Here is a 17,188-nt window from a genome sequence, read left to right on the forward strand (position 1 = left end):
TGATGAAGATCTATATATCCATTGATATGGAAGGCATACCAGGAACTTTCAACTGGGTCCAGGAAAAGGATTTCAGGAGCGAAGTGCGGAAATGCATGTCAATGCATCTGGAATCAGTGATCAGGGGTATCCATGAAAGCTTTGCCAACCCGTCAATCGATGAGATTGTAGTGGCTGATTCACATTCCGCAGGTGACAGCATTTCCTATGAATTTTCTGCCATTGACGACAGGCTGCATCTGATTTCAGGAGGCCCCAGGCCTCAGTATATGATGCCGGCATTTTCCAGTGAATTTTCCATGGTATTCCTGATCGGATACCACGGTGGAAAAGGGCTGATCAACTCCAACATGGATCATACATATTCTTCTTCCTGCATACACCGTTTTGAAATCAACGGCATGGAAGTCAACGAAGCTCTGATCAACGCCGCCTATGCCGGTTGCTACGGTGTTCCTGTCACCCTGATCACAGGCGACTCCTCGCTGAAGCGTCAGCTCACAGACTCCGGACTCGGCAAAGCGGATTTCATCGTCACCAAGAGCGCAGTTTCGCGTTTTGCAGCCAAAAACCGACCTATAAATGTCGTACGCAGGGAAACTCAGGCCGCTGTAATTAATGTTTTAAAACATGGATCTTCTGCATATCCTGTTTTCAAATTCCATCCACCTGTGCGTATGAAGATCACTTTCATCAATACCGCGATGGCTGATGTTGCAGCTTTGATGCCGGGCGTCAGGCGTCTTGACGGCTCTACAGTCGAATTCATTCATGACGATTTCAAAATCGGATTTGACGCGATCATGGCAATTATTTACATCGCTTATCACGGGAAATAAAAAGATACATGGGAATGGACCAATTCGCGATTCTGATGCAGATCCGCTCTTAATACCCGTTAGGATGAGTAGGAGACGAAGGATTCACCACCTGGTTGTTCGGGATCACAACTTCGTGGGTCGGTAATGGAGCCGGTCCGTATGCGATGGTCACGCTGATAAACTGGGCATTATTTCCGCTCATCGTAATCATGAGTTTGTTGGTGGTGCGGTTTATGTTACTCCAGGTATCTGTATCATTTTGATCACCAACATCCTTGGACCCATAATTATTCCCCGCAGCATCGGTCATTGTGCCTGTGGCACCGCCGCCATAGTCTGCCCAGTTCACAGTGACGTAGGAAATGTAACGGCTGCTGTCTGTATTGAGTGTAACAACTTCACCGGTATTGAACACAGAAGTATTGTTGGCAGGATTGAGCGGATGAACGACCACAGTAGTAATTACACCCGGATGGGGATAGGAATCTGGAAACGGGATATCGGATGGATATGGATTCCAATAATCCGAGTAGGTGACGCGCACCTGAAAGATCTGGGCGCTGTTGTTAAACACCTGGATCGCGAACCAGGATGTGGAGCGGTTGACTGTCCAGGAGTCCCAGCTGCCGGCGCCGTTATCAGGTACCCACAGGTCGGGATAGTAAATATTTCCTGCTGCGTCGGACAGTCTTCCCCAGGTATTTCCGCCATAATCGCTCCAGCGGATGGAGACATACTGGACAACGCGGTTTGCGGAGACATTGATATAGGCAACATCGTTTACCAGGAACCAGTTGGAGTTATTGTTGTTGGGGTCTGTGGGGTAATAATCCACTGTATTGTTATAATAGTACATATTATAGGTGACCTCATAATTCACGATCTGGATCGTAGTATCAGAGAGCTGCAGATACATGTTGTAGGCAAATGCGTAAACTTCGAACACTGCGGTCTGGACGCCGTTGTTGGTCAGAGTGTGAGTATCCTTGGCAACGTTGTCAACATAGAGCGTGCCTGAATGACTGCCTGTTGCCGCAGTGCGCCAGCGGACTACCACAGTATTGACATAACGGGAAGTATTGAAATTGATATACAGGACTGTCCCGCCTGTGCTGACATAGTTGATCGTATAAGACAGAAGCTGGGCTGAATCGCGGGCAAAGAGAATGTAAATGTTGGTCGGCTGCTGATTGGTTCCCAGATCGAAATTGACATTTTCCACATTTCCCACTTCATGGGAAGCGATCAGAACATCGGTGGTCCCGCCATTGTTGATATAGAGAGATCCTAGCGCAGTGCCGTTGGAATCATTCCAGAGCACGTCCACTGAACTGATTTTCTTGGAATGGTCGTAATTCAGATTGATCGGAACATTGGGGTTGTACCAGGTCTGATTGGGCATGTTCGGCTGGACCGGGGAAATGGGGTGAACAGGGTTGTCGTTGGGGTGAGCAGCAAATAGTGGAATCGGCTGAATCAGAAATATGAGCAGAACCAAAATTGAAATACCCTTCATACTTTCCCCCTCAATCTGGACTTCCCCTCTATATAATGATAGCTCAGATCAGGGGGAAATTCAAGGAGATCAGGTTCTCATCTCTGGAATCCGGGGATCAGTGGGTTATCTCTCCGTATTTCTGGAGTTTCTTCGGCACATACCAGCTTTCAAGGTCATGGAAAATCCAGTCAGGTGCGGATTTGATCCCGCGGATCCGTTTGCTGACAGCCAGGATTGTCATATCTGAGTAAAGAAATGTCCCGGGCTGGTCTTCCTGGATGATTTCATGGAAGCGCTGCAGAAGGTTCATCCTTGCTGCAGGGTCGAGTTCAGTGCGGATCCTGTCTAGGAGTTCGTCAACTTCCGGGTTGTGATAAGCGATCAGATTCAGCCCGGTGTTTCCTGTTTTGAGATCAAAAATCTGGGAGGAATGGAAATACTGGTAAGGGTCATCAGACAGCATCAGGCCTACCAGCAATCCGGAAAACTGCCCAATGTAGAGTGATCTCATAAACTCACCCAGTTCTATAAAATGGATATGAGCAAGCACACCGTTATCCTTGAGGCTTTTTTCAATGATCTGGGATGCCAGTTCCCGATTCTTGTTGCCGTGTACAGCGATCATGTCAAACTCGAATTTCTGCCCGTTTTTATCCAGGATTCCGTCCCCGTCAGTATCGCGCCATCCCTCGGATTCAAAAAGAATCTTTGCTGTAGAAGGAGAATAGGGCCATGAATCAAGCTTTTTCTCGAATTTCAGATATGGTGGAACAAAAGGTCTGGCCGGAACATATGCGTAGCCCTTGAAGACTTCATCCACGATTGACTGGCGGTCCATTGCCATGGTCAGAGCCTTGCGAACTTTTGAACTCTGAAAAAGAGGATTGCGCAGATTGTAGCTGACGATGGTGTAATAGGAGTTATACAGATAGATGGTGAACCTGTTCATGAATTCGCGGTCTGAAGCCTGCTTCAGGTATTGATCGGCTGTCAGGAACATCAGGTCCAGCTCACCCCTCTTCAGCATCTGGAAAGCCTGGGTGAAATCAGCCATGTATTTGAACATGTAATGGTCCACGAACGGACGTCCCCGGAAATAATCTTTGTTGGCTTCAAGCAGGAGATGATCATGGGGAAGCCATTCCACAAATCGGTAGGGTCCTGTCCCGACCGGCTGGAGGTTCGGGTCCAAGCCCTTGTTTTCAAAGGCATGTCTCGACACAATACAGTTCGCCCAGATGTTCAAAGCGTCAGCATATGGTTTGGAATATTTCACTGTCAGCGTATATTTGTCTGCAGTTTCTATCGTGTCGATCATGGAAAAATCGAAGCGCAGCCTGGATCTGGTGCCTGGATCGATGATAGTCTGATAGGTGAAAACAACATCTTCAGCTGTGAATTCCTCGCCGTCATGCCATTTCACCCCTTTTCTCAGATGGAAGGTCGCAGATTTCCCGTCTGCTGCTACTTCAAAAGTTTCAGCAAGATCCGGCTTAAGTTTCAAATGCTCATCCGGTGTGACAAGACCGTTGAAAATCCAGCGCACAATCTCTCTGGAATAGATATCGTCGCAGAGCAGCGGATTCAGGCTCAAGGCGTCAGAATCAAGGTGATAGACGATCGTATCGCCGTAATCAACTGATTCCACGTCTTCCACGATTGTTTCCGGAGTGCCTGATGGAACAGGCAGTTTAAAGGTTTTTGTGACACCGGATCCGTTTTCGCCACAACCGATTAGGAAAAAAACAAACAATGGCAACAGAAACAAAAGTTTACCGCGCATGCCGGAATTATAAACCCCTTTGATTTTGGATTCAATCCGAAGGAATTATATGGTTGACACAAGCCTCAATGTTCAATAGGATGATTTTCAGGATATCCAAATCAGGGGGATCTTTAATGCCAAAAAAAATATTGGTCTGCGACGATGACCTGGATTTTGCGAGACTGATCATGGCCAAACTGAAATCCGAAGGGTATGAAGTTGTGATAGCAGCAGACAGCATCCAAAGTGTTGCCTTGGCACACAAAGAAAAACCGGATCTGATCCTCCTTGACATTAAAATGCCGGCAGGAGGCGTTTATACGGTTCATGAAAAATTGAGACTGTCGTCTGCCACCATGTCGATCCCTGTAATATTAGTCTCTGCCCTGCCATTTGAAACTGTTAGGGAACACGCAGCTCAACTGGGGGTCTCAGATTTCCAGATTAAACCTTGTCAGCCTGAAGAAATAATAAAAAAGATTGAAAAACTTATCTGACCAAGCTTTTCAATCTTTTTCTCAACTTCTATAAATTGCTGAGTTCCTGCAGAGTTTGCGATAAAATCTGTTGAATTTCCGGTGGAGCATCATTTAGAGAATTCCGGATTTTATCTACTGCCAGATCCATGCAATGCATTACCTGACCGGGATTGTTTTTTAACATTTCCTGATCGCAGGCTGCCTTCAGATAGTTATACCCGATCATGGCGTCCTGTGGAACAGTTACTCTCGCGGCTTCAGCAATTTCCAGTGCCTGTGCCATCATGCTGCCGGCCTTGAGAAGCTTCTGAAATTTCCCGCTGAGTTCGGGGCTGATGGATTCTTCATCTGAAGCCCCCTTGGGTTGTAGAGATATGCTGAAGCTCTTGGAGACGATACCTTTTCCATTATGAATGAAGGTCAGTTCGAATTCCCCTAAATTATCGTTTTCAAAAGTGATGTCAACATCGCCGATTGCACTGCTGACGCTCCCGTATTTCCTGGCTTTGACAGGGCTCATGCTGACTGAATCAACCATGTCCAGCTCCATTTCAGTGCAGAATATCTCAACTTTTATGGCCTTTGAATCCTGAAATCCGAAATTGGCGATCTTTGCCTTAAGGGTTATTTTTTCCCCGTTACCGAATACTCCGTCATTGTTGCTGTCGCGGACAGTGGCACTTAAAAGCTCCAGCACTGCGTTTTCATCATAGAATTTCTGAACTTTTTCAATGCCTTCGAGTCTGCCCTGCGCAAAAGCCTTGTCATAGCAGGCCTGGGCTATTTCCTGATAACCCTTGTCGTAGCCTTCATGATAGAGCTTGTCATAGGCAGCTTTGTACCCTTTTTCATGTCCGGTTTTCAGTCCGTCTTTTTTTCCCTGCTCCCTTTTTTCAGGGTAATCCTTCTTGGCCTCTATGTTGTAATATTTTTCGTATTCCTCATCAAAGGCCACATGATATCCTGACGTGTATCCATCACTCTCACCATGCTTGTATCCTTCCCTGTAGCCTGTATCGTATCCGTTGTTGTATCCGATGTCATAGGCTCGTCTGTAGGCTGAATTGTAGGTATCCTGGAAAGAGCTGTCATATGCGGGCTTGTAACCTGCGCTGTAACCTGCGCTGTAGCCGTTTGCATAATCGTCCCGCTCAGCCTGGGTGCGGGTATTTCTAAGCATTTTCAGTTCAAGGTTTTCGCTCCTCCCATCAGTTGCGGCAGAGGATGTTTCCAGTTTGGTGCCGTTTTCTTCAAAAAACTTGTCCCTGATCTCTTTTTCCCGTTCGGCAAAACCGGCCTTGTAGCCGGCCTTGAGCCCTTTTTCTGTTTCTATTTTCTGGGCGTCTTCCAGGCCTTTTTTATAACCCAGGTCAAAAGCATTGGAATGGCTGCCTTCCTCGTAACCTTCCGCATATCCTGTCTTATAACCTTCAGCATAGCCTTCCTTGTAACATCGATTTTTGGCTGCTTCGATCCCGTCTTTAATGCCTTCCTTCCTGCCTTCCTCTGCACCCACCTGAATGCCCTGGGCATAACCCGCGCTTGTGCCCTGGGTATTTCCCTTGTTGTAACCGGCATTGTAACCTGCATTGCAGCCGTCCGTGTTCCCCTGCCTGTCGCCTGCAGCCTGCCCTGCAGTGTATCCGGCATCGCGTCCTTCGGCCTGGCCTTTATACAATCCTTCCTGATAGCCTTTCTGATATTCAGCCGACTCCCTGGAAATTGCCTGACCAATGCCTCCTGAAACAGCGCATTGAACAAGGCCTGCACCTGTAAGTAAAAAGAAAAGTAACGCCGCTAAGTTCTTCAAAGAAATCCTCCTCAATCAACTGAATTTCATAAAAATTACTTTTTCGAATTATATTCAGATCCCGCTGTTTTTCGGAAAATATTCCGCAAAACTATTGTTACAGGATAAAAGAAGACAGAGACATTTCCATCTCTTCATTGAATTTTCATTGAAAATATCGGATTTTTAAATATAATTAACGTATCAAGGGTTTGGGGGGAGTATGCAAAAGATTCTGATTCTTGCCTTAATCTGCGTTTTATTCCAGCCGGTTCAGGCGAGAGGCGTTCTGGACGCACTCAACCAGTATGCCGACGCTGTCGAGAACAGAACCGTATACCAGCGCTTCCTCACCACCCAGCCTGACCAGGATGCAGGGCTCAGCGAACTGCTCGCAAAGGAAGATGCAGCCAGAAGAGAGATCGAGAATCTGCTCAGCGATGATGACGATATCCGCTCAATCGCCTTAGGCTATATCTGCGATTCCATGGAAGTTTCCAGAGCGGTTTATTTCAAGGATATTTTCCGCGACAAGGCGTTCAGCAGACTCAATTCCCGGCTTGACAAGCGGATTGCCAGAGGAACTGAAAAGGCCGCGGATTGCAATCTGAGCAACGCTAAGATTTCAGCCTGGATTGTTTCAGATGTGGCGCTGCTTGATCAGCCGGATCTGACCGGCACAGCAGCTGCTGTGATCGGAAAAGATACTGCGGTCAGCATCATCTCGTCTTCAAACAACTGGTTTCTCGTTCAGGACCAGGACGGCCTGCAGGGCTATGTCCATTCCATGTTTCTGAGATTCGAACCTGTGGCATTGACAGCCAAATCTTTCCTGGAACCGAAAAGCCTTGATCTGAGCTCTCCTGTCCAGGGAAGGGTGATCACGCATGGCGCCAATTTCCGCCTGGGACCTGGAATGAATTTTGAGATAATCTGCACTTTGGATTATTTTACAGGAATCACTATCATCTCAGGCCAGGGCGACTGGCTGCAGGCAAAGATCGCAGACGGACGAACCGGCTATATCCACAAAGACCTGGTCAGGATTTCCTCCTCTGGGCTGAATGCGGGTGCCACCCACAAGGGATTTATCACCACTCCCAGCGGAGCCAATGTCAGAACCGGTCCAGGCACCTCCTATTCAAAGATCACGGCACTGCCGAACGGCACAGGAGTCACTGTGATCGGCGAGAGCGGGAAATGGTTCAATCTAATCATCCCTGACGGGCGCAAGGGTTATATCCATGTAAATCTGGTCACCCTTGATTACACTCCGACTGTCCCTGTCAATGACGACAACCCGGTCGCACCTGACGAGATCGACATCCCGCCTGATCTTTCGGCTTTCACTAGAATCGATGATCAGAAGCCGACTTATTATTTCACTGAGCGTGAAGAAGGGTTCCCGACTTCAGGCAGCCTGTATGGGAATAATTACAATGGTTCTGAACGCAAGGACATCCTGACTCCTGAAGGCAAAAAGATAGCCACCACCAGCGGCAGATTTTTCGCAGCCCTCTGCATGGAAGGCAGCGGAATCATCAAGGACGGACGCACCTGCTCCTTTGTCTCCAACAAGCGATTCCAGGTTGCTCCCCAGGGCTGCCTGGGCATCACCTGCACCGGTTACTGGGTAGTCCCGTTCCACACCCTGGCCGTCAACCGCAATGAAATGCCGTATAAAGGCGTGTATTTCATCCCAGAATCCCGCGGTCTGAAGCTTCCAAACGGGCAAACCCACGACGGTTACTGGTTCGCGCACGACACAGGCGGGGCAGACGACTTCAACGGCACGCCCAAGCACCGCTGCGACATGTATGCAGACAAGACCGAATACTGGAAATGGATGGAAGCGAATTTCAAGCCCTCGTTCAGCCCGTTTAAGGCCTACCGGGTGGACGACGAGACAAAGAACAAGGTTTACGACAAATACAAGAATCAGCTGGGAAAATAGAAACATCAAACGCATCCGTGAAGCTTATGACAGCCTTGGCAATGACTATCACCGCAAGCGGCATGATCCTGAGTGCGGGTTCTGGAATATTTTCATTGATATACCTGCCATGAAGCAGTTGACAGGGCCGGATTTGTCAGGCCTGAAAGTGCTGGAACTCGGCTGCGCTTCAGGGGTATTTTCTAAAGAAATGACCAGCATGGGAGCCAGAGTGACAGGCGTAGACCTGTCTGAAAAGCTGCTCTCAATCGCGAGATCAGAGAACCCTGACTCCAGGTTTATCCTGGCTGACGCCTCTTCCCTGCCCCTGAAAAGATCAGCCTTCGATCTGGTCGCAGCAAGCCTGCTGATGCATTATTTCAAGGACCTGCGGCCTTTCTTCTCTGAAGCGGCCCGGGTGCTGAAAAAAAACGGAGCATTCGTGTTTTCGTTTCATCACCCTGTACACGAAATAATGGAGCTGAAAAACGGGAAAAAATTCGTGCCAGGCAATTACTTCGATCACAGGGAATACTCCTGGAAAATGCTTGGCCGGACTATTCCCTCTTTTCATCACACTTTCGAAGAAATTACCACAGGACTGAACGATTGCGGATTTGTGCTGGAGAAACTGCTGGAGCCTCAGCCTGATCAGCTGGGTGAAAAAATCAATCCCAAGGCTTTTGAAATGACCAGCGAGTTCCCGGTTTTCGCGGCGATCAGGGCGCGACTGAGCGGATGATTTCGTGCCATTCTATTGAAATCCAATCTCCATACTGATATTATATCTGAAAACCATAATTCAGGCGGAGCTGATGTTTGTCTGATCAGCAGATCCGCCGGATTTGAACTGAAAATACAGGCTCTATATATATGAGTTTTCTGCGTCTCGAACAGCTTCCCGGCGATGACACCTTTCTGAAAAAATGCCTTGATTCCGGAATTTACCAGGGATTCGTAGTCACTGACCAGCGCTCAGCCAGAACTCTTGAACTGCGGCTTTCCGGCCTGGGGTTCACTACTGTGATCCGTGAGCGGGAGCGGGGCTTTTATGTCAAGATCAACTCCAGCCTGGACCGCGATCTTTGGCTGCCAGAGGAAAACCTTCAGAACGAAGCCTATCTTTTTAAAACCCCGTACATCGGGGATACTCCTGAAGCACTTGGCGACACCCTGCTCTGCAGCTTTTTCTTCGACCTGCTGGCGTCCTTTCTCAAACCCCAGTATCTCATTTTCATCTCAGGAGCAGTAAAACTGGTCACAGAAGGTTCCCCGATTCTTCAGATGCTTCAGGAACTTGAATCCGAAGGATTGAAGATACTCTGCTGCCGCACTTCACTGGAAGCATATGATCTGACCAAACGGATACGGACAGGTAAAATTGTGAACATGGCAGACATTATCCAGGTTTTCAATCAGGTCAAGCGGGTAATCAGTCTATGAGGACGGTTATAGGTAAAAGGCTGAAAGTAAAAAGACGAACTCTCTCGCTTCAGGCCTTCTTTTTCTTTTTCTTTTTGTTGCTCCCAGCTGCTTCATTTGCTGATACCTCAGAGGTTAAAATCACGATTCAGCTGCCGATAAGCGAAATCACGGGCACACTTGAAACCACGAACACTGGAGAAATCGCGGACACAGTCGAAATCCTGGACAGCTCTGAATTGAAAGTTGAAAAGCTCAAGGAAAAACTGGAGCGGATTCCTGCCGAAGAAGGGAAACGGATCAGATGCGGCATCGAGAATGTCAAAAATCAGCGGGAGCTTTACTACTGGCGGGGATTGCTTGCATATTACAACGGCGAACTGAGTAAGGCAGGCAGGCTTTTTGATCAGATCCTCTTTGACAGCAGCTCTGATAAAACCTTGAACGGCCGGGCTCTGCTCGGCAAAGCCAGAGTGGAACTGATGCAGAAGAAAATCGAGGACTTTACCAGGCATATCAATCAGTTCCTTAATGAATACAAGGAAAATCCGGAATACGAAACAGCCCTCAAAATCAAAGCTGATTTTTACATGCTGCAGATGGTGACATTCCCTGAAATCGTAAGTTTCTATCGTTCAGCTCTGAAAAAATTTCCTGAAAACCGGGAAGAGATAAAACATCTTACCGGATTCCGGAAAGGGTACAATCTCTTTGGGGCATATGAAGTCTTGACTTCGATCGATAAAATCCCGCTGAAATCACCATATTACACATGGGGTCTGCTGAATCAGGCCTTGATTTACGGATTTGAACTGAATAAATTCCCTGAAGCTCTCAAGATTCTTCAAAAAATCCCCAGATCCAGCCTGGACTACCCCAAAGCAGCCCTGCTCACTGCTTATCTCAAAACATTTCACGAGTCACAGTATTTCACGGCTTTGGATTTTATTTCAGAACTGAAGGAAACCCGGGAATTCAAATTCGACGCTATCTACCTGGAAAGCCTGATCTATTTTTATTTTCTCAAAGACCAGGCCCAGGCCGAGAAATCCATCCGCTCCCTGATTGCATTACTCGGGAAGCACGACGAACTGTATCTGCAGGCAAAATACCGCCTGGCCCTGCTGCTGGAATCCCGCGGGCAAAGCTCCAGTCCTGAAGTCCTGGGAATCTATCACGAACTGCGCGTGTCAGTCGACCCATTCTATTCGGAAATCGGGACTTTGTCGGAAAAAAGGCTTGCGCAGCAGGGACCGAACCGGCTTCTGCATGAAGCTTTAAAGGTTTACGAGACTCGTGACAATGACCGGGCTCTGAAAATTTACCGGGAACTGGTGGAAAAATATCCGGCTTCTCCTGAATCGGGCGACGCACGTCTCAGGATCGCAGATATACTGTCTTCGGGATTTTCGGACTACAAGGGTGCCCTCGAGATGCTCAATCAGTATTTGAAGGAATCCCCTTTCCATCCCGATTATTGCAAATACAAAATCGGAAAAATCTATGAGGTTTTCCTGCTGGATTATCAGAAGGCACTGGAGTGCTATTATCTTATCCTCGATAAATACCCGGACAGCATCTTCCTGGATGACGCTGTGCTGAGCCTGGCCAATATACTGGTGCAGGTGCATGAAAATTACAGGGAAGCTGAAAAAATTTACCGCAAAGGCCTGTCTCTGATGCCTGAATCAATCGTCAAGGCCAGAGTCAGATTCAACCTGGCACTGCTGCTTGAACAGAAGCTCAAGGACTTCAACGGCGCCAAATCCATCTATCAGGAACTGATCACAAAAAACGTAATGAGCGACTATTTTGACGAAGCTTACCAGCATTATCTCGAAATCGGCAGCCGTGAAGAAATCAGCTCCGGCCAGAATGCCATTCAGGGCAACCGGACAGACCAGCGGGAAGTCATGCTGAAGCTGGCTCAGAATCATGAAGAACTCGGCGAATATGATAAAGCCATTGAATACTACGAGAAGATATATTACATGAAGGACTTCACGACCGAGCATGACATTTTCCTGAAAATCTGCAGCATTTACCGCCTGCAGCATCAGAACAGCCAGCTGGTGCAGTTTCTGAGACAGAACATTGTCAGGCTTGAGCAGAAACAGAAGGATGAATTAAAGGACCGGATCAGTGAGCTCCGCTGGGAAATCTTCTCTGCCTATCGAGACGACCTGAAAGATTATCAGAATTGCCGGACGATTCTTTCGGAAATCAGGCAGAAAAGCGGTGATTCAGACAAACTGCGCTTCAGTTCCCTCTGCATAGATCTCGCCGGAAAGACTAAAATTCAGAGCTGGCCTAATCTTTCGAGCTACATTCCCGACACCATAGAAGCGGCTTTCTTCCAGTCCCTGGTTAAAAAGCAGGATAAAGCGGCTCTCAAGGAAATCTCCGAAAAATTGCGCTGTCCGGCAGTCTCGTCCTTTGTCAGTGATGAAATAACACGTGACGACAAACTCGGCCGGATGGAAGATGCCTCCCAGACAACCGGCTCATACCTTGAACTTGCCAACTTCTATCGGGAGCGGGAAAATTTCGGGAAAGAAGCAGAATATCTGAAAAAATATGCTGATCGTTCCAACCCTGAGGATCGTCCGCAATACCTTCTGAAAGCTTCCGAATCCTATCTGGCTGCTCATGACACCAAGGAAGCCGGCGATCTGATGGCTCTGGTACTGACCAGCTACCCTGACTTCCCGGCTTTCACGGACGCTTTCCGCAGATTTTCCGATCTGATGCTGAAAACCGACGACACCGGTAGAATCGACGTTCTGGTAGAAAAGGTTTCCGCAGACCATCAGTCCAGGAAACTGGAGCTGCTGGGCATAGAAAGCATTCTGCTTGGACAGCATCCTGAATATGCTGAAAAATCCAGACTGCTTCTCTTGCAAATCCTCTCAGCCAATCCGGCAGACCGCAAGCCGATTCTCTGGCAGCTCTCCAAAACAAGTCTGGAAAACCAGGATTACCGTAAAGCAGTCGAATATTTCGATCTTCTGGAAGCAGAGCAGCTGACCAGCGCGGAAAAATTCAAGGTCCACAGGGAAAAGGGCAAAATTCTCGACCTTTTCTTCTCGGATTTTTATGCGGCTAAAACTGAGTATGAAGAAGCCCTGCTGACGTCCGTCGAAGTGTCATCGACAGAAATCAAAGATATCAGCGACCGCATAGCAATACTTGCGGAAGGGGAAAAACTCAACGAGTACCTGCACTTCATCGATTTCAACCTCAACAGCCCGGAAATTCCTGCCTATTACCTTAAAACAGCGATAATCTACGAAGATTTTTATCAGGATTACGACAGCGCGGCAAAGTATTACAACCTTCTTGTCTCTGGATTCCCTGCAGCAGCTGAATCAAGGGAAGCAGGAAACAGGCTTACAAAGCTCGATGTAAAAAAACTGATTCATCAGTACCGTGAATTCCAGGCCACCAATCCGGGAAATGAATTCGAAACTGAAATCAATCACAGGATCGCCAGGCTGTATATAGACGATCTCAACGACATCGACTCCGGAGTTTCCTATCTTGACATCGTATTGAATACCACTCCTGGCTCCTCCCCTTTCCGCGACAAGATCCAGCTGGAGAAATTGAGGGCATATTACACTGCAGGCAGGGGAGCCGAATTCGAGAAGCTGTACAGCACCTTGTCGACCCAGTCCGCCTTTGCCATTCCCAAAGAACTGTCGCAGTGGAAATCCCGTTTTGATGTAAGGGCATCACTTGATACGCTCGAGGCGGAAGGAAAATTCCTGGAAATTATTAAGAAATGCCAGGACCCTCTTGAAGACTATCCTAGAGCTTTTCATTTCGCTGCAGCCCAGATTGCAAAGCATACAGCCGAACTGGAAACTCTGGATCTGGTGGAAAAAATGGCCGAACTGGTGGATGTGGCAACTTTGCGGGATTTCCTGACACAGGAACTGGATACACTGGAAACAAATGCCAGGGCCCGCTGCCATTATCTCCTCAGCCAGTCATACTGGCAGGAAGACCCGGACGAGGCAGTGCTGGAAGCCCAGTCAGCCCTGGATTGCGGATTGAACACCGAATTCCGCCAGAAGCTCCTTGCAAAGCTGGACGAGCTGATCGCAGCTGAAACTTTTTTCAGGTCATACGACATCCTGCTCAATCTCCTCAATCGTCTGAAAGATACCAGCAGTGCGGCGCGGATCAGTTATCTGTCCGCTGTCTGTCTCTATCGATCCGGAAACAAAGATTCGGCTCTGCAGCTTCTGAAAAAAGATCTGGCCACAGGCGGTCTCGAAAAAGACGGCGAAAAACTCTCAAAACGCTGGGAAGCGGAAATCGCCACAGCGGAACTTGAGGAAAAATACCGGCGACTGGGTGCCGGATCCGGACCGCTGCTGGATCTTGAAGCCGCAGGAATCTGGGAATCGGTCGATCCTTCCAAATCCCTTGAATACATCCAGAAATTCCTCTCGCAATACAAGGATCCGAGCAATGGGGAAATCGTGATTCCTGTGCTGCAGAAAGCCGCTGTTCTGACAGAAAAAGCTGGAAACTTTGAGCAGGCGATTCAATTCCTGCGTCAGATCGTAGTCCAGTTCCATCAAAACAGAAGTGCTGTGACAGCACAGAAAGAGATCGCCCGCATCGCTGCCCTCCGCCTTTCCAACCAGCAGCTGGCAGACGATGCCCGGCTCAAGTTCATCCGTTATTATCCTGATCTTTACAAACCCCGTGAATGGGAGGAATTCAGGGTCGTAAAATTAGCCAGCGAGGAAGTCACTGAAAAACCCAGAGCCAGGAAAATTATTCCCAAGGAAGAACTCGAATCCTATTACGATGAAATCAAGAAACTGCGCGAATCCGAGAAAGAACTCCTGAACACCAGAGCAGGGGCCGAGACCCGCCTCAAGATAGCGCAGATTTATCTCGACATCGGAGAGGATCAGAATGGAGTTAACGAAATGGAAGGGATCACCCGGGATTATTCGCGGACTGACTGGCCGCCGGACTTGGAGATCAGGATCGCTGAAGCAGCCAGAGACAGAACCAAGGATTACCAGAGAGCCGAAAAACATCTTAAAAATTATCTGATGGCATATTCAGACCAGAATTCCTCGCTGAACGGGTTGAAACTGCTTTCTGACCTGTATGAAAATTATATGCAGAATTACGAGCGGGCGCTTGAGTCTTTGTCTGAACTTTCCGACAGATTCGCTCTCACAGAAGAGGGAAAGAAAAGCCTGCTTGATCAGGCGGAAATCTATCACAACAAGCTCAAGGATTTTGACAAAGCCATCAAGACCTATCAAAAATTCATCGACTTGAATGAATCGAGCGATTCCGCCGGCCAGGCAGCCCTGGAAATCGCCAGGATTTATGAGGTGGAATACCGGGATTACCTCAAAGCGAGCGCAGAGTATAAATACGTTATCAACACCTTTCCGCAGGAAAGTTACCGCGACTCCGCCCGGGAGGCGCTCAACCGCATGAGAGATGAGGGCAAAATAAGTGAGTGACCTTTTCTACAGAAACTACTCCATTATCAACAAACTGCATGGGATTTTCGTCGAGAGCCTGAACATCCAGACTGTGCTTTCTTACTTAAGGGACAACATCGCTCCCGAACTCGGCATCAGGCGCTTCGGCATCGTGGGCGGCGAGGCTGCAGTAGAACGGAAGAAATTCATCTTCAGCTTCAATCTGGATAGTCAACTCCTCGAACGGATTACGGCTCAGAATCTTGAGAGGCTTAGAGAATGGCTCCAGGGTAAAGATGAATGCTACGTGGAATTCGAGAAAAAGTTTTTTTTCGTTTTTCAGGAGGAAGGCGAGCGGGAACTGATTTTTTTCGAGCCCCTGCACCTTAAAGACAAATATTTCGGAATGATGATCATTTCAAGCGAATTCAGTCACTCTTCCCCTGATGACCATTTAATGCTGATTCTGATTGCCAACCAGATCTCCGAATTTTTTTACCTGAGCAAGGTCATCAGGCGGCACCGCAAGCTTTACTCCTTTAACCGCAAAATACTTTCAGAAATGAGCAACGGCGTTGTCGTCAGCAACAGTGAAGGCATCATCCTTTATGCCAATCGAAGGGCAGAAGAATTTTTAGGTTCCTCAGGCATGGAGGGCTGCAACATTGAAAATTTCTTTTCCAGTGTCGAGCTGAAAATCCTGAGCGACAATCCAGGACGGACTTTTGAAATCAAGAACGGCGGTCGTCATCTCGGCTTGTCCCAGTCGAACTTCAATCTTGTATCAGACACAGGCGGGATCATTCTGATCAAAGATATCACGGAAATCATGGAACTCAAGGAAAAATTGTGGCAGTCACAGAGGCTGCGGGAGCTTGGGGAGATTTCCCAGCATATCGCCCATGAAATCAGGAATCCTCTGCAGGTGATCCAGGGTTTCACGCAGCTCTTCCTGGAAGATCCAGCCCTCTCTCCTGAAAAAAAGGAATTCGCGAGGCTCGTTGTAAACGAATCCCAGCATCTCAGCAGTCTGCTGGAAAATCTACTGGATTACACCCGGCCGCTGCAGATAGTCTGGAAGAACATCAAGCTGTCAGAATTTATCAATGAATTGACCCTTCCATACCTGCCCAAACTCAAATCACAGAATGTCGTACTGAAAATCGAAATCCCTGAGACGACTGTAGTAGCCACAGACCCCGGTAAATTAAAGGAATTGATCTTGAATATTTTCTGGAATTCCCTCGATGCTCTCGAAGAGTCGACAAAATCGGACCGGCTCTTGAATTTCAGCGCCATCTCAGATGAATCAGGCTGGGAATTACGGATTGAAAACAACGGCCCTCTGATACCGGATTCAGAAGTGGAAAAGCTGTTCCAGCCATTTTATACAACCAAACAAAGGGGATCCGGACTTGGATTGTCGATCGTAAAAAAATTCTGCGATGCTCTGGGCGGAATTGTCAAAGTGCAGAGTGATGAACAAAACACAGGTTTTATATTCCGTTTTCCGAAAAAGGAGGAAGCAGTTGCAACCGCCTAAGCAGAAAAAAATACTGATCGTAGACGATGCAGGTTATATCAGGATTCTGTTCAGAGAAGCACTGAAAAACGAGGGATATGAAATCTTGACTTGTGAAAATATCGCCAGTGCTTATGAAACAATTATCCAAACTAAACCTGCCCTGATGCTTCTTGACATCAGCCTCCCCGACGGCTCGGGTGTGGATCTGTTGAAGCAGCTCAGAAAAGAAAGGATCGTCCTGCCGGTAATCATGATCACTGCAGTCTCCTCCAAAGATCTCGTTCTGGAGGCTTTGAAGCTTGGCATCAAGTCGTATCTGACAAAACCCGTGGATATCAGGATCCTCAAACTTCGAGTCAAGGAAGCCCTGGACGAACCGATTCCTGAAAATTAAGAGCAAGAACAGTGTTTTGATGGTATGACGGTCATGAAAGATTGGAAAATGCTTGAAAATAAATGTAACATTTCCATCGATTCTCTGACCTCCGGAA

The 17,188-nt window shown here is 47.8% G+C and carries 11 protein-coding genes; 8 read left to right on the forward strand and 3 right to left on the reverse strand.

Features of this window, described 5'->3' with window-relative positions:
* Positions 1–2: 2 nt before the first annotated feature.
* Complete coding sequence (locus PHW04_12335; protein ID MDD2716671.1) at positions 3–839, forward strand: M55 family metallopeptidase; 837 nt, start codon at positions 3–5, stop codon at positions 837–839.
* Positions 840–888: 49 nt separating this feature from the next.
* On the opposite strand, the gene PHW04_12340 is transcribed toward PHW04_12335, so the two are convergent.
* Complete coding sequence (locus PHW04_12340; GenBank protein MDD2716672.1) at positions 889–2,337, reverse strand: hypothetical protein; 1,449 nt, start codon at positions 2,335–2,337, stop codon at positions 889–891.
* Between the two features lie 97 nt (positions 2,338–2,434).
* Positions 2,435–4,102 (reverse strand): peptide-binding protein, encoded by a 1,668-nt coding sequence (locus PHW04_12345; protein MDD2716673.1) that lies wholly within the window; start codon positions 4,100–4,102, stop codon positions 2,435–2,437.
* A 116-nt stretch (positions 4,103–4,218) separates the two neighbouring features.
* Here PHW04_12345 and PHW04_12350 point away from each other — a divergent pair, with 116 nt between their 5' ends.
* Positions 4,219–4,581: a response regulator gene (locus PHW04_12350; GenBank protein MDD2716674.1), complete on the forward strand. Its 363-nt coding sequence runs from the start codon at positions 4,219–4,221 to the stop codon at positions 4,579–4,581.
* A gap of 28 nt (positions 4,582–4,609) precedes the next feature.
* Here the strand turns inward: PHW04_12350 and PHW04_12355 are convergent, their stop codons facing one another.
* Entirely contained in the window at positions 4,610–6,373 is a 1,764-nt protein-coding gene (locus PHW04_12355; protein ID MDD2716675.1) for a hypothetical protein, read from the reverse strand.
* 202 nt (positions 6,374–6,575) lie between these two features.
* Here PHW04_12355 and PHW04_12360 point away from each other — a divergent pair, with 202 nt between their 5' ends.
* The 6 genes from PHW04_12360 (at position 6,576) to PHW04_12385 (ending at position 17,091) form a co-directional block, all read left to right on the forward strand.
* On the forward strand, positions 6,576–8,306 hold the full coding sequence (locus PHW04_12360) for an SH3 domain-containing protein (protein MDD2716676.1): 1,731 nt from the start codon (positions 6,576–6,578) through the stop codon (positions 8,304–8,306).
* Between the two features lie 109 nt (positions 8,307–8,415).
* Positions 8,416–9,027: a class I SAM-dependent methyltransferase gene (locus PHW04_12365; protein MDD2716677.1), complete on the forward strand. Its 612-nt coding sequence runs from the start codon at positions 8,416–8,418 to the stop codon at positions 9,025–9,027.
* Between the two features lie 131 nt (positions 9,028–9,158).
* Positions 9,159–9,728, forward strand: a complete 570-nt coding sequence (locus tag PHW04_12370; protein MDD2716678.1) for a DsrE family protein — start codon at positions 9,159–9,161, stop codon at positions 9,726–9,728.
* Positions 9,725–15,211: a tetratricopeptide repeat protein gene (locus tag PHW04_12375; protein MDD2716679.1), complete on the forward strand. Its 5,487-nt coding sequence runs from the start codon at positions 9,725–9,727 to the stop codon at positions 15,209–15,211. Before PHW04_12370 ends, PHW04_12375 begins: the two co-directional genes overlap by 4 nt.
* A complete protein-coding gene (locus tag PHW04_12380; GenBank protein MDD2716680.1) occupies positions 15,204–16,715 on the forward strand; it encodes an ATP-binding protein in 1,512 nt (503 codons plus the stop codon). The genes PHW04_12375 and PHW04_12380 overlap by 8 nt, the downstream gene beginning before the upstream one ends.
* Complete coding sequence (locus PHW04_12385; GenBank protein ID MDD2716681.1) at positions 16,702–17,091, forward strand: response regulator transcription factor; 390 nt, start codon at positions 16,702–16,704, stop codon at positions 17,089–17,091. The genes PHW04_12380 and PHW04_12385 overlap by 14 nt, the downstream gene beginning before the upstream one ends.
* The last annotated feature ends 97 nt before the right edge of the window (positions 17,092–17,188 follow it).

This window comes from Candidatus Wallbacteria bacterium (genome assembly GCA_028687545.1).
Classification (GTDB): Bacteria; Muiribacteriota; JAQTZZ01; order JAQTZZ01; family JAQTZZ01; genus JAQTZZ01.

What these genes read in the sequence shown, in the direction of transcription:
- PHW04_12335 (MDD2716671.1), top strand. Translation starts at nt 3, where the DNA reads ATGAAGATCTATATATCCATTGATATGGAAGGCATACCAGGAACTTTC.
- PHW04_12340 (MDD2716672.1), bottom strand. Translation starts at nt 2,337, where the DNA reads ATGAAGGGTATTTCAATTTTGGTTCTGCTCATATTTCTGATTCAGCCG.
- PHW04_12345 (MDD2716673.1), bottom strand. Translation starts at nt 4,102, where the DNA reads ATGCGCGGTAAACTTTTGTTTCTGTTGCCATTGTTTGTTTTTTTCCTA.
- PHW04_12350 (MDD2716674.1), top strand. Translation starts at nt 4,219, where the DNA reads ATGCCAAAAAAAATATTGGTCTGCGACGATGACCTGGATTTTGCGAGA.
- PHW04_12360 (MDD2716676.1), top strand. Translation starts at nt 6,576, where the DNA reads ATGCAAAAGATTCTGATTCTTGCCTTAATCTGCGTTTTATTCCAGCCG.
- PHW04_12365 (MDD2716677.1), top strand. Translation starts at nt 8,416, where the DNA reads ATGAAGCAGTTGACAGGGCCGGATTTGTCAGGCCTGAAAGTGCTGGAA.
- PHW04_12370 (MDD2716678.1), top strand. Translation starts at nt 9,159, where the DNA reads ATGAGTTTTCTGCGTCTCGAACAGCTTCCCGGCGATGACACCTTTCTG.
- PHW04_12375 (MDD2716679.1), top strand. Translation starts at nt 9,725, where the DNA reads ATGAGGACGGTTATAGGTAAAAGGCTGAAAGTAAAAAGACGAACTCTC.